This is a genomic window from Thaumasiovibrio subtropicus (genome assembly GCF_019703835.1).
Taxonomy (GTDB): Bacteria; Pseudomonadota; Gammaproteobacteria; order Enterobacterales; family Vibrionaceae; genus Thaumasiovibrio; species Thaumasiovibrio subtropicus.
This window is the reverse complement of the sequence record NZ_AP023054.1, coordinates 3,253,423-3,267,827: the sequence shown is the minus strand read 5'-3', so window position 1 is coordinate 3,267,827 and position 14,405 is coordinate 3,253,423. Positions and strand designations below refer to the sequence as shown.

Below are 14,405 nucleotides of genomic sequence, written 5' to 3'. Positions count from 1 at the left end.
GATGCAGTGTTCACACAGATTGCTTGGTCGTAATGTGAAAGAATGCCTTAGATGGGTCTGTAGCTCAGGTGGTTAGAGCGCACCCCTGATAAGGGTGAGGTCGGTGGTTCAAGTCCACTCAGACCCACCACTTCTCCTCCCAGAGATGGTGGTACGACTAAGGTCATTCAATGATGGGGCTATAGCTCAGCTGGGAGAGCGCCTGCTTTGCACGCAGGAGGTCAGCAGTTCGATCCTGCTTAGCTCCACCACTCTTTAAGTGTTTTCTCGCAGAGAATATTTAAAAAGTGGTCTTTGATAGATTCACATGCTCTTTAACAAACTGGAAAGCTGACTAGTAAATTCAATCGAATAGATTGAATCGTTCATTGAAAAATGAACAAGTTCTCAAAATGTATTTACGCAAGTAAATACAACAAACACATTCAAGTGTCTTGTATTGAGTCCGGCGAAAACATGTAAACCTTGGTTGCTGTCATACGAAACCCCTTGGGGTTGTATGGTTAAGTGACTAAGCGTACACGGTGGATGCCTTGGCAGTCAGAGGCGATGAAGGACGTGCTAACCTGCGATAAGCCATGAGAAGACGGTAAGAGTCACTATACTCATGGATTTCCGAATGGGAAACCCGGCCGCATAAGCGGTCATCATAACGTGAATACATAGCGTTATGAGGCGAACTCGGGGAACTGAAACATCTAAGTACCCGAAGGAAAAGACATCAACAGAGATTCCGAAAGTAGCGGCGAGCGAAATCGGAGTAGCCCTTAAGCTGGCTTGGGATTAGGTGAAGGCTCTGGAAAGTGCCGCGATACAGGGTGATAGCCCCGTAACCGACAATCCCTTATCAGTGAAATCGAGTAGGACGGCGCACGTGAAACGTTGTCTGAATAGGGGGGGACCATCCTCCAAGGCTAAATACTCCTGACTGACCGATAGTGAACCAGTACCGTGAGGGAAAGGCGAAAAGAACCCCTGTGAGGGGAGTGAAATAGAACCTGAAACCGTGTACGTACAAGCAGTGGGAGCCCTTCGGGGTGACTGCGTACCTTTTGTATAATGGGTCAGCGACTTACATTCTGTAGCAAGGTTAACCGAATAGGGGAGCCGTAGGGAAACCGAGTCTTAACTGGGCGTACAGTTGCAGGGTGTAGACCCGAAACCAGGTGATCTAGCCATGGGCAGGTTGAAGGTGAGGTAACACTTACTGGAGGACCGAACCGACTAATGTTGAAAAATTAGCGGATGACTTGTGGCTGGGGTGAAAGGCCAATCAAACCTGGAGATAGCTGGTTCTCCCCGAAAGCTATTTAGGTAGCGCCTCGGACGAATACTACTGGGGGTAGAGCACTGTTAAGGCTAGGGGGTCATCCCGACTTACCAACCCTTTGCAAACTCCGAATACCAGTAAGTACTATCCGGGAGACACACGGCGGGTGCTAACGTCCGTCGTGGAGAGGGAAACAACCCAGACCGCCAGCTAAGGTCCCAAATTACTACTAAGTGGGAAACGATGTGGGAAGGCTCAGACAGCCAGGATGTTGGCTTAGAAGCAGCCATCATTTAAAGAAAGCGTAATAGCTCACTGGTCGAGTCGGCCTGCGCGGAAGATGTAACGGGGCTAAGTAGTAAACCGAAGCTGCGGCAATGCGCTTATGCGTATTGGGTAGGGGAGCGTTCTGTAAGCTGTTGAAGGTGTGCTGTAAAGCATGCTGGAGGTATCAGAAGTGCGAATGCTGACATGAGTAACGATAAAGGGGGTGAAAAACCCCCTCGCCGGAAGACCAAGGGTTCCTGTCCAACGTTAATCGGGGCAGGGTAAGTCGACCCTAAGGCGAGGCTGAAGAGCGTAGTCGATGGGAAACGGGTTAATATTCCCGTACTTCTTACAATTGCGATGGAGGGACGGAGAAGGCTAGGTGGTCCTGGCGACGGTTGTCCAGGTTCAAGTATGTAGGTTGGGTGTTTAGGCAAATCCGGACACCTAAGACTGAGATACGACGTCGAGCTGCTACGGCAGTGAAGTCATTGATGCCATGCTTCCGGGAAAAGCTTCTAAGCTTCAGATTGTAAGGAATCGTACCCCAAACCGACACAGGTGGTCGGGTAGAGAATACCAAGGCGCTTGAGAGAACTCGGGTGAAGGAACTAGGCAAAATGGTACCGTAACTTCGGGAGAAGGTACGCTCCTGTCGGTGAAGTCCCTCGCGGATGGAGCTAACGGGAGTCGCAGATACCAGGTGGCTGCAACTGTTTATTAAAAACACAGCACTGTGCAAAATCGAAAGATGACGTATACGGTGTGACGCCTGCCCGGTGCCGGAAGGTTAATTGATGGGGTTAGACTTCGGTCGAAGCTCTTGATCGAAGCCCCGGTAAACGGCGGCCGTAACTATAACGGTCCTAAGGTAGCGAAATTCCTTGTCGGGTAAGTTCCGACCTGCACGAATGGCGTAATGATGGCCACGCTGTCTCCACCCGAGACTCAGTGAAATTGAAATCGCAGTGAAGATGCTGTGTACCCGCGGCTAGACGGAAAGACCCCGTGAACCTTTACTACAGCTTGGCACTGAACATTGAGCCTACATGTGTAGGATAGGTGGGAGACTTTGAAGCGTTGTCGCCAGATAGCGTGGAGTCATCCTTGAAATACCACCCTTGTATGTTTGATGTTCTAACTTGGCCCCATTATCTGGGGTGAGGACAGTGCCTGGTGGGTAGTTTGACTGGGGCGGTCTCCTCCCAAAGCGTAACGGAGGAGCACGAAGGTGGGCTAATCACGGTCGGACATCGTGAGGTTAGTGCAATGGCATAAGCCCGCTTGACTGCGAGACTGACAAGTCGAGCAGGTGCGAAAGCAGGTCATAGTGATCCGGTGGTTCTGGAATGGAAGGGCCATCGCTCAACGGATAAAAGGTACTCCGGGGATAACAGGCTGATACCGCCCAAGAGTTCATATCGACGGCGGTGTTTGGCACCTCGATGTCGGCTCATCACATCCTGGGGCTGAAGTCGGTCCCAAGGGTATGGCTGTTCGCCATTTAAAGTGGTACGCGAGCTGGGTTTAGAACGTCGTGAGACAGTTCGGTCCCTATCTGCCGTGGGCGTTGGAGAATTGAAAGGGGCTGCTCCTAGTACGAGAGGACCGGAGTGGACGAACCTCTGGTGTTCGGGTTGTGTCGCCAGACGCATTGCCCGGTAGCTAAGTTCGGAATCGATAACCGCTGAAAGCATCTAAGCGGGAAGCGAGCCTTGAGATGAGTTCTCCCTGGCAGTTTAACTGTCCTAAAGGGTTGTCGTAGACTACGACGTTGATAGGCAGGGTGTGTAAGCGTTGTGAGGCGTTGAGCTAACCTGTACTAATTGCCCGTGAGGCTTAACCATACAACACCCAAGGTGTTTTATCGGACTTAATCGCACTTGAGTGTGTTGAGAATAGACGAATCAGCTTTCCTAGTTTGAACAAATTTTGCTTGGCGACCATAGCATTGTGGACCCACCTGACTCCATGCCGAACTCAGAAGTGAAACGCAATAGCGCCGATGGTAGTGTGGGGTCTCCCCATGTGAGAGTAGGACATCGCCAGGCTTTGAATTTTCTTTCTTTTTGTCTAAGAAGAAAGTGATTTCGCTTGCGAGCGGAGTCAACATAAGATTTTCAAAAAATCGAGAATCTTATCTTGACTTAAAATCAGAGCAGCGTATTATACGCCTCCTGACTTGCTGAAGCCAACAAGGCTAACGCATTGAAAGTCAACGTTCTTTAACAATATGACCATGCAATCTGTGTGGGCACTCGTTGAATAGATAGTCTAAAGATTTATCAATGATACTAGTGACCAAATTAAGACTTCGGTCTTAGCACAGTCAATTCATTACTTAGCAATAAGTAATATCAGTATTCATTGAGCCGGTCGAAAGACCAAAAAAACTTTAATTGAAGAGTTTGATCATGGCTCAGATTGAACGCTGGCGGCAGGCCTAACACATGCAAGTCGAGCGGAAACGACTTAACAGAGCCTTCGGGTGACGTTAAGGGCGTCGAGCGGCGGACGGGTGAGTAATGGCTGGGAACCTGCCCTAACGAGGGGGATAACCATTGGAAACGATGGCTAATACCGCATAATCTCTACGGAGCAAAGAGGAGGACCTTCGGGCTTCTCGCGTTAGGATGGGCCCAGTTGGGATTAGCTAGTAGGTGAGGTAACGGCTCACCTAGGCGACGATCCCTAGCTGGTTTGAGAGGATGATCAGCCACACTGGAACTGAGACACGGTCCAGACTCCTACGGGAGGCAGCAGTGGGGAATATTGCACAATGGGGGAAACCCTGATGCAGCCATGCCGCGTGTATGAAGAAGGCCTTCGGGTTGTAAAGTACTTTCAGCAGTGAGGAAGGTTTAGTAGTTAATACCTGCTAGATTTGACGTTAGCTGCAGAAGAAGCACCGGCTAACTCCGTGCCAGCAGCCGCGGTAATACGGAGGGTGCGAGCGTTAATCGGAATTACTGGGCGTAAAGCGCATGCAGGCGGTCTGTTAAGTCAGATGTGAAAGCCCGGGGCTTAACCTCGGAACCGCATTTGAAACTGGCAGGCTAGAGTCTTGTAGAGGGGGGTAGAATTTCAGGTGTAGCGGTGAAATGCGTAGAGATCTGAAGGAATACCGGTGGCGAAGGCGGCCCCTGGACAAAGACTGACGCTCAGATGCGAAAGCGTGGGGAGCAAACAGGATTAGATACCCTGGTAGTCCACGCCGTAAACGATGTCTACTTGGAGGTTGGTGTCTTGAACACTGGCTTTCGGAGCTAACGCGTTAAGTAGACCGCCTGGGGAGTACGGTCGCAAGATTAAAACTCAAATGAATTGACGGGGCCCGCACAAGCGGTGGAGCATGTGGTTTAATTCGATGCAACGCGAAGAACCTTACCTACTCTTGACATCTACAGAAGCTTGAAGAGATTCGAGTGTGCCTTCGGGAACTGTAAGACAGGTGCTGCATGGCTGTCGTCAGCTCGTGTTGTGAAATGTTGGGTTAAGTCCCGCAACGAGCGCAACCCTTATCCTTGTTTGCCAGCACTTCGGGTGGGAACTCCAGGGAGACTGCCGGTGATAAACCGGAGGAAGGTGGGGACGACGTCAAGTCATCATGGCCCTTACGAGTAGGGCTACACACGTGCTACAATGGCGCATACAGAGGGCGGCCAACTTGCGAAAGTGAGCGAATCCCAAAAAGTGCGTCGTAGTCCGGATTGGAGTCTGCAACTCGACTCCATGAAGTCGGAATCGCTAGTAATCGTAGATCAGAATGCTACGGTGAATACGTTCCCGGGCCTTGTACACACCGCCCGTCACACCATGGGAGTGGGCTGCACCAGAAGTAGATAGCTTAACCTTCGGGAGGGCGTTTACCACGGTGTGGTTCATGACTGGGGTGAAGTCGTAACAAGGTAGCCCTAGGGGAACCTGGGGCTGGATCACCTCCTTAACGATAAGACTGCTGTTAAATGCAGTGTCCACACAGATTGCTTGGTAATAATGTAGAACACGATGTGTCCCATTCGTCTAGAGGCCTAGGACACCGCCCTTTCACGGCGGTAACAGGGGTTCGACTCCCCTATGGGACGCCACTATCTCAATCTTTTGCTGAAGCAGAAGCTTAAGATAGTGGTGTTGAAAGACACACATGCTCTTTAACAAACTGGAAAGCTGACTAGTAAATTCAATCGAATAGATTGAATCGTTCATTGAAAAATGAACAAGTTCTCAAAATGTATTTACGCAAGTAAATACAACAAACACATTCAAGTGTCTTGTATTGAGTCCAGCGAAAACATGTAAACCTTGGTTGCTGTCATACGAAACCCCTTGGGGTTGTATGGTTAAGTGACTAAGCGTACACGGTGGATGCCTTGGCAGTCAGAGGCGATGAAGGACGTGCTAACCTGCGATAAGCCATGAGAAGACGGTAAGAGTCACTATACTCATGGATTTCCGAATGGGGAAACCCGGCCGCATAAGCGGTCATCATAACGTGAATACATAGCGTTATGAGGCGAACTCGGGGAACTGAAACATCTAAGTACCCGAAGGAAAAGACATCAACAGAGATTCCGAAAGTAGCGGCGAGCGAAATCGGAGTAGCCCTTAAGCTGGCTTGGGATTAGGTGAAGGCTCTGGAAAGTGCCGCGATACAGGGTGATAGCCCCGTAACCGACAATCCCTTATCAGTGAAATCGAGTAGGACGGCGCACGTGAAACGTTGTCTGAATAGGGGGGGACCATCCTCCAAGGCTAAATACTCCTGACTGACCGATAGTGAACCAGTACCGTGAGGGAAAGGCGAAAAGAACCCCTGTGAGGGGAGTGAAATAGAACCTGAAACCGTGTACGTACAAGCAGTGGGAGCCCTTCGGGGTGACTGCGTACCTTTTGTATAATGGGTCAGCGACTTACATTCTGTAGCAAGGTTAACCGAATAGGGGAGCCGTAGGGAAACCGAGTCTTAACTGGGCGTACAGTTGCAGGGTGTAGACCCGAAACCAGGTGATCTAGCCATGGGCAGGTTGAAGGTGAGGTAACACTTACTGGAGGACCGAACCGACTAATGTTGAAAAATTAGCGGATGACTTGTGGCTGGGGTGAAAGGCCAATCAAACCTGGAGATAGCTGGTTCTCCCCGAAAGCTATTTAGGTAGCGCCTCGGACGAATACTACTGGGGTAGAGCACTGTTAAGGCTAGGGGGTCATCCCGACTTACCAACCCTTTGCAAACTCCGAATACCAGTAAGTACTATCCGGGAGACACACGGCGGGTGCTAACGTCCGTCGTGGAGAGGGAAACAACCCAGACCGCCAGCTAAGGTCCCAAATTACTACTAAGTGGGAAACGATGTGGGAAGGCTCAGACAGCCAGGATGTTGGCTTAGAAGCAGCCATCATTTAAAGAAAGCGTAATAGCTCACTGGTCGAGTCGGCCTGCGCGGAAGATGTAACGGGGCTAAGTAGTAAACCGAAGCTGCGGCAATGCGCTTATGCGTATTGGGTAGGGAGCGTTCTGTAAGCTGTTGAAGGTGTGCTGTAAAGCATGCTGGAGGTATCAGAAGTGCGAATGCTGACATGAGTAACGATAAAGGGGGTGAAAAACCCCCTCGCCGGAAGACCAAGGGTTCCTGTCCAACGTTAATCGGGGCAGGGTAAGTCGACCCCTAAGGCGAGGCTGAAGAGCGTAGTCGATGGGAAACGGGTTAATATTCCCGTACTTCTTACAATTGCGATGGAGGGACGGAGAAGGCTAGGTGGTCCTGGCGACGGTTGTCCAGGTTCAAGTATGTAGGTTGGGTGTTTAGGCAAATCCGGACACCTAAGACTGAGATACGACGTCGAGCTGCTACGGCAGTGAAGTCATTGATGCCATGCTTCCGGGAAAAGCTTCTAAGCTTCAGATTGTAAGGAATCGTACCCCAAACCGACACAGGTGGTCGGGTAGAGAATACCAAGGCGCTTGAGAGAACTCGGGTGAAGGAACTAGGCAAAATGGTACCGTAACTTCGGGAGAAGGTACGCTCCTGTCGGTGAAGTCCCTCGCGGATGGAGCTAACGGGAGTCGCAGATACCAGGTGGCTGCAACTGTTTATTAAAAACACAGCACTGTGCAAAATCGAAAGATGACGTATACGGTGTGACGCCTGCCCGGTGCCGGAAGGTTAATTGATGGGGTTAGACTTCGGTCGAAGCTCTTGATCGAAGCCCCGGTAAACGGCGGCCGTAACTATAACGGTCCTAAGGTAGCGAAATTCCTTGTCGGGTAAGTTCCGACCTGCACGAATGGCGTAATGATGGCCACGCTGTCTCCACCCGAGACTCAGTGAAATTGAAATCGCAGTGAAGATGCTGTGTACCCGCGGCTAGACGGAAAGACCCCGTGAACCTTTACTACAGCTTGGCACTGAACATTGAGCCTACATGTGTAGGATAGGTGGGAGACTTTGAAGCGTTGTCGCCAGATAGCGTGGAGTCATCCTTGAAATACCACCCTTGTATGTTTGATGTTCTAACTTGGCCCCATTATCTGGGGTGAGGACAGTGCCTGGTGGGTAGTTTGACTGGGGCGGTCTCCTCCCAAAGCGTAACGGAGGAGCACGAAGGTGGGCTAATCACGGTCGGACATCGTGAGGTTAGTGCAATGGCATAAGCCCGCTTGACTGCGAGACTGACAAGTCGAGCAGGTGCGAAAGCAGGTCATAGTGATCCGGTGGTTCTGAATGGAAGGGCCATCGCTCAACGGATAAAAGGTACTCCGGGGATAACAGGCTGATACCGCCCAAGAGTTCATATCGACGGCGGTGTTTGGCACCTCGATGTCGGCTCATCACATCCTGGGGCTGAAGTCGGTCCCAAGGGTATGGCTGTTCGCCATTTAAAGTGGTACGCGAGCTGGGTTTAGAACGTCGTGAGACAGTTCGGTCCCTATCTGCCGTGGGCGTTGGAGAATTGAAAGGGGCTGCTCCTAGTACGAGAGGACCGGAGTGGACGAACCTCTGGTGTTCGGGTTGTGTCGCCAGACGCATTGCCCGGTAGCTAAGTTCGGAATCGATAACCGCTGAAAGCATCTAAGCGGGAAGCGAGCCTTGAGATGAGTTCTCCCTGGCAGTTTAACTGTCCTAAAGGGTTGTCGTAGACTACGACGTTGATAGGCAGGGTGTGTAAGCGTTGTGAGGCGTTGAGCTAACCTGTACTAATTGCCCGTGAGGCTTAACCATACAACACCCAAGGTGTTTTATCGGACTTAATCGCGCTTGAGTGTGTTGAGAACAAGACAAATCAGCTTTCCTAGTTTGAATAAATTTTGCTTGGCGACCATAGCATTGTGGACCCACCTGATTCCATGCCGAACTCAGTAGTGAAACGCAATAGCGCCGATGGTAGTGTGGGTCTCCCCATGTGAGAGTAGGACATCGCCAGGCTTTGAGTGAAAAGGCCATCCGAGAGGATGGCCTTTTTGCGTTGTGCGCCGAGCATGGCGTTGCTCTAGGAGGTGAAAGTCCTCTACGGGCTCAGTCGAGCGAGAACCGTTAGCCTATGCAAGGATGTTCACTGTGAGGTGAAATCTGAAGGAAGCAAATGGCAAAACTTGGTTGTGACGGACAGAAACCTGATAGTAGGCCAGTACAACTTGGGTAACCTAGCAATAGATAGAATAGCCCAATGCCTCGACGGGAAGTGTGTATAGGTAAATCAGGCACGACCAAGGGAAAGAGCAACGTCTTACCTCGGGAGATCTTATTGCTTGTCTCAGTCGAGACTAATACAGGAGTGATGTTGTGTGATGAGCAATGAGAAGTCAGCAGAAGGCATAGTACTTTGAGGAAGTACAACTCAAGGGAAGGCCTGAACAGAATATATCAAGAAGCAGTCACTATTTACTCAATCATGTGGAGTCATAGCAAGATGAATAACATCTCTACGTTCCAAAGGGCAATACCGCAAGTAAAGCTCACGGTCACGAAGAATGACAAGCATGATCGGCGTAGAAAAGAGGACGAGTCTTGGTGACCCCAACTCCGCTGATGGAACAAATCAGCGCCTCAGCGAATCTGAACCATGCTCTTCGACGCGTGAAGAAGAACAAGGGGTGCGCAGGTGTCGACAGGCTCGATATCACAGCGACCATCTCAAAACTTCGACAAGCTTCAAATGGGCAAGCGCTCCGGCAGAGTCTTCTGGACGGAAGCTACCAACCTCAACCAGTCCTTGGTGTAGAAATCCCTAAACCTAATGGTGGTGTAAGACAACTAGGCATCCCCACGGTGCTTGATAGGGTTGTTCAACAGGCAATGACATCGGTGCTGACTGATATCTATGAGCCTAAGTTCTCCGCCAGTAGTTATGGGTTCAGGCCGAACCGCAGTGCGCATGATGCGTTAGCAGCGGCAAGTCGCTATATCAGGGATGGTCGAGGTTATGTTGTAGATATCGACTTAGCGAAATACTTCGACACAGTGAACCACGATAGGCTGATGTACAGACTATCGCAGGACATTGATGATAAGCGAGTGTTAAAGCTAATCAGGGCATATCTACAGGCAGGCTTAATGCGAAATGGGATAGTTGAACAGAGACAACGAGGAACGCCACAGGGCGGGCCATTATCTCCGTTACTTTCTAATATCGTATTAGATGAACTGGATAAAGAGTTAGAGCGAAGGGGGCATAAGTTCTGTCGATATGCAGACGACTGCCAAATCTACGTTCGTAGTGAGGAAGCCGCCCATCGAGTCAAAGCGTCGATAACGGAGTTCTTGGAGCAGAAGCTAAAGCTCACGGTAAATCGTGAGAAAAGTGCCGCGACAAGAGTGACAGAGCGAGCTTACTTAGGCCATAGCTTCAAGAGAGATGAAGCAATCCTGATATCGAAATCGGCACAAGCTCAAATGAAGAAGCGAGTGCGGAGAATAACGAAGCGAAATCGAGGTCGAGAGTTATCGGTAATAATCACCGAGTTAACCCAATACCTACGAGGTTGGCAGCACTACTTCAAGCTCGCCATACGTAAGAGCGCGATGCAGCGTTTAGACGAATGGATACGACGTCGATTAAGATGCTACCGACTGAAGCAGCGCAAACGCAGATACAGTATAGCGACATGGTTACAGCGACAAGGTGTAACAGAGCGCAATGCGTGGAAGCTAGCGATGTCAGATAAAGGTTGGTGGCATCTGGCGTTAACGCCCCAGTTGAATCACGCCATGCCAGTTAACTGGTTCAATGAGAGGGAATTATACTCGTTGCGAGACGGGTATGAGTCACTGAAAATATATTCGGAACCGCCGTATGCGACCCACGCTTGTACGGTGGTGTGAGAGGACGGAGGCCGTGAGGCCTCCTCCTACTCGATTATCTCTTGTATCGAATTTCCCAAATAATAGAACTGTTACTGTCGAACGGATCTAGGCCGCGTTCCAAGCTAAACTCAAATCCTTCCGGTTGTACTCTGTTTACCAAATCTCGCTTTCTCCTGAAACCAAACATCAGCTTGATTAAGGCTTACACGCTCTGGATTGTCACTGATCTTTTCCAGTAGTAAGTTTTACTATGGCTTCTTGAGTTACTCTACTTGTGTGGATGTTAAGAATACGGTCTGCATGCTCTTGGCTTTTCTTGTTGCCCTTAAAGGCCTTTTTCAAGAAAGGTGTGAATCCATTTATTCACCTTAGCTCTACTAGCTTGAGAAGCTTAGCAATTTGTGTACGTGAAAAGCCATCTTAGATGTGGGTAAGCGCGAGCAGCCTCACTTCCATTTGTATGGATTATTGCTGCCTTGCTAACTTTTTGAAGCCGATATTAATGAGGCTATCCGTAGCTATTTGACTGTATGAAAGAGTGATCTCAGCTAGATCATATTTTTACTTAGAGTGGTGTTAAACCATCACAAAGCAGAGCATATTGAAGATATCAATGACGCGACTCAGAGTACTGAAGCTATTTCTTAAGGAGTACGATGCTTATAGTTAAGGCAAGAGTATACATAAAGCCAGAAAGCGAAGGCGGGCTAAGTAAGCCTTTCGTTTCAGGAATGCAGCCCTCTTTCGCTGTAGCGAGCGACTTGATTGCGTGTAAAGTCATTGGAGCCGCAGGACTTTCAGTACTTGCTTCAGGGCGAGAGCATGATGTAACTATTGAGCTGCCTTATGGAGAAGTATTTACAGCTCTGATTATTGAAGGATATATATTTCATCTAAATTTTGGAGGGCAGGAGCTTGCGAACGGAATCGTCAAGAACGTGCTTCAGATATACTAGTTCGGGCGTGATCTGACAGTTCCTCTTTTGATAATCACTGGCAAGCTGATGTTTCTCTGCAACCTTAATGCGCTGAAGTAAACAGCGCTAGCTCTTGTTGAATGAGTAGCATTGCAGCGGTGTATCTAGAACTTTAGTATAGAATGCTTTGCAGCTGCCGCCTTAGAGACCGCATAGAGCTCAAATCTGAGAAGGTTACGATAACTGATAGAGCGACCAAGACACTAATGACAACCGCACAGCTTTCCTGTTGCTGATATACCATTAATCGTTTCTACTAAAATCCCATGAGTGCTGATAGTAGGTGCTATCGAGGTACTTTTGTACTGATATTAACTAAAGGAGATAACAGTGAGGATGAGTTGTCCGTTAAGCGAGCCAAAGGAAGAAAACGGTATTAGAGAGGTAAGTTTAAGGGCTTGCCACACAGAATGCTACACAAGAGCCATCTGCTACATGTTTGCTACACAGAGCCCTAAAACGAACAAGGCCTTAGCAGCGAAAACGCTCTAAGGCCTTGAAAAATATGGTGGCCCCTCGCAGACTTGAACTGCGGACCAATCGATTATGAGTCGACTGCTCTAACCACTGAGCTAAGGGGCCATAATGAGCAGTGATTATAGGGGATAGGGGCGGATCTGTCTAGATGAAGAGTAGGTGGTTTTGCTTGCATTTTAAGCAGTTATAAAAAAAGCGAGCGTAGATGCTCGCTTTTTATGCTTTGTTTCTACCGGTTACTCGTCAAGGAAGCTGCGCAGCGTTTCTGAGCGGCTTGGGTGACGTAGTTTACGAAGGGCTTTCGCTTCAATCTGACGGATACGCTCACGTGTCACATCAAACTGCTTGCCAACTTCTTCCAACGTATGGTCGGTATTCATGTCGATACCAAATCGCATACGAAGTACTTTAGCCTCACGAGGGGTAAGGCCTGCGAGTACTTCGTGTGTTGCCATACGCAGGTTGGTTGCCGTAGCGGAATCCATCGGCAGCTCTAGCGTTGTATCTTCAATGAAATCACCTAGGTGCGAATCTTCATCATCACCGATTGGGGTTTCCATTGAGATTGGCTCTTTGGCAATCTTCAGTACTTTGCGGATCTTGTCCTCAGGCATTTGCATGCGTTCTGCCAGCTCTTCTGGCAGCGGCTCACGGCCCATCTCCTGAAGCATCTGACGAGAGATACGATTCAGTTTGTTGATGGTCTCAATCATGTGCACAGGGATACGAATAGTACGTGCCTGGTCAGCGATTGAACGTGTAATTGCCTGACGGATCCACCACGTTGCGTAGGTCGAAAATTTGTAACCACGACGGTATTCAAACTTATCGACGGCTTTCATCAAACCGATGTTACCTTCTTGAATCAGATCCAAGAACTGCAGACCACGGTTGGTGTATTTCTTCGCAATAGAGATAACAAGACGCAAGTTTGCTTCTACCATCTCTTTTTTAGCACGGCGTGCTTTTGCTTCACCAATCGACATACGACGGCTAATGTCTTTGATGCGCTCAACAGATAGGCCGGTTTCACCTTCAATGCCTTTCAGTTTTTGCACGCTACGACGTAAGTCTTCTTCGTAATTTTGAAGACGGTCAGCCCATGGTTTGCCAGAGCTAAGCGCTTCATCAATCCAGTGTTCGCTTGACTCATTGCCGCTAAAGAAGGAAACAAAGTTTTTCTTCGGCATCTTAGAGTTATCAACACAGATACGCATGATTAAACGCTCGTGAGTACGAACACGGTCCATGGTATCGCGCAATGAACTCACTAGGCGGTCAAACTGCTTAGGGATCAGGCGGAACTGCTTGAAGATTTCAGAGAGCTCTTCAACGGCAACTAACGTACGTGGGTCTGCACGACCATAAGTATCGATCGCGGTTGCCATTGATTGATAGCTTGAACGAAGCTCAGAAAACTTCTCACGAGCAAGTTCAGGATCGATGCTGCCATCATCCTCATCTTCTTCGTCATCATCACTATCGTCTTCTTCCAGATCTTTATCTTCGTCTTCTAGATCTGCTTCACTCAGCTCAGAGCCGATATGCGTAGCCGTTGGGGCTGCGGTCTCTTCGTCATTAGGATCAACAAAGCCGGAGATAATATCTGTAAGACGAAGTTCTTCAGCTTCTACTTTGTCGAACTGCTCGAGTAGGTGAGCGATAGCTTCTGGGTATTCTGCAACAGAACATTGAACTTGGTTGATACCTTCTTCAATGCGTTTAGCAATGTCGATTTCGCCTTCACGGGTCAACAGCTCTACAGTACCCATCTCGCGCATGTACATGCGAACTGGGTCAGTGGTGCGGCCAATTTCGTTTTCAACACTAGAAAGTGCTTGCGCTGCGGCTTCAACGGCATCTTCGTCTGCGGCGTCTTCTGACATCATCATATCATCGGCATCAGGGGCGCTTTCAACCACCTTAATACCCATGTCATTAATCATTTGAATGATGTCTTCTACCTGATCAGAATCAATAATATCTTCTGGCAGGTGGTCATTTACTTCGGCGTAGGTCAGATAGCCTTGTTCCTTGCCTTTTTGGACAAGTAACTTTAGCTGAGACTGCGGATTTTGCTCCATAGACGATATCCAACTTGGGTCTGTGTGA

3 protein-coding genes, 4 tRNA genes and 5 rRNA genes are annotated in these 14,405 nt (G+C 49.2%); 10 read left to right on the top strand and 2 right to left on the bottom strand.

The window, feature by feature from the left end; translation table 11 throughout:
- Window positions 1-53: 53 nt before the first annotated feature.
- The 10 genes from TSUB_RS14505 to TSUB_RS14460 all read left to right on the top strand — a co-directional run bounded on the left by TSUB_RS14505 (window position 54) and on the right by TSUB_RS14460 (window position 11,795).
- A tRNA-Ile gene (locus tag TSUB_RS14505) sits at window positions 54-130 on the top strand.
- A gap of 45 nt (window positions 131-175) precedes the next feature.
- Window positions 176-251 (top strand) — tRNA-Ala (locus TSUB_RS14500).
- Between the two features lie 250 nt (window positions 252-501).
- Window positions 502-3,384: ribosomal RNA gene (locus TSUB_RS14495) — 23S ribosomal RNA — on the top strand.
- 88 nt (window positions 3,385-3,472) lie between these two features.
- Window positions 3,473-3,588 (top strand): 5S ribosomal RNA (gene rrf, locus TSUB_RS14490).
- Window positions 3,589-3,933: 345 nt separating this feature from the next.
- Window positions 3,934-5,483: ribosomal RNA gene (locus TSUB_RS14485) — 16S ribosomal RNA — on the top strand.
- A gap of 66 nt (window positions 5,484-5,549) precedes the next feature.
- Window positions 5,550-5,625, top strand: a tRNA-Glu gene (locus tag TSUB_RS14480).
- Between the two features lie 250 nt (window positions 5,626-5,875).
- Window positions 5,876-8,757, top strand: a 23S ribosomal RNA gene (locus tag TSUB_RS14475).
- Between the two features lie 89 nt (window positions 8,758-8,846).
- Window positions 8,847-8,961: ribosomal RNA gene (gene rrf / locus TSUB_RS14470) — 5S ribosomal RNA — on the top strand.
- The 16S, 23S and 5S rRNA genes sit together here with 3 tRNA genes alongside, the layout of an rRNA operon.
- A gap of 603 nt (window positions 8,962-9,564) precedes the next feature.
- Window positions 9,565-10,857, top strand: coding sequence for a group II intron reverse transcriptase/maturase (gene ltrA, locus TSUB_RS14465; protein WP_221274591.1), 1,293 nt, complete (start codon window positions 9,565-9,567; stop codon window positions 10,855-10,857).
- Between the two features lie 638 nt (window positions 10,858-11,495).
- Entirely contained in the window at window positions 11,496-11,795 is a 300-nt protein-coding gene (locus TSUB_RS14460; RefSeq protein WP_087018916.1) for a hypothetical protein, read from the top strand.
- A gap of 527 nt (window positions 11,796-12,322) precedes the next feature.
- Here TSUB_RS14460 and TSUB_RS14455 read toward each other — a convergent pair.
- Both TSUB_RS14455 and rpoD read right to left on the bottom strand, forming a co-directional pair.
- Window positions 12,323-12,398: transfer RNA gene (locus TSUB_RS14455), tRNA-Ile, on the bottom strand.
- A 131-nt stretch (window positions 12,399-12,529) separates the two neighbouring features.
- Window positions 12,530-14,377, bottom strand: a complete 1,848-nt coding sequence (gene rpoD, locus TSUB_RS14450; RefSeq protein ID WP_087018914.1) for an RNA polymerase sigma factor RpoD — start codon at window positions 14,375-14,377, stop codon at window positions 12,530-12,532.
- Window positions 14,378-14,405 lie beyond the last annotated feature (28 nt).

What these genes read in the sequence shown, in the direction of transcription:
- ltrA (WP_221274591.1), top strand. Translation starts at nt 9,565, where the DNA reads ATGGAACAAATCAGCGCCTCAGCGAATCTGAACCATGCTCTTCGACGC.
- TSUB_RS14460 (WP_087018916.1), top strand. Translation starts at nt 11,496, where the DNA reads ATGCTTATAGTTAAGGCAAGAGTATACATAAAGCCAGAAAGCGAAGGC.
- rpoD (WP_087018914.1), bottom strand. Translation starts at nt 14,377, where the DNA reads ATGGAGCAAAATCCGCAGTCTCAGCTAAAGTTACTTGTCCAAAAAGGC.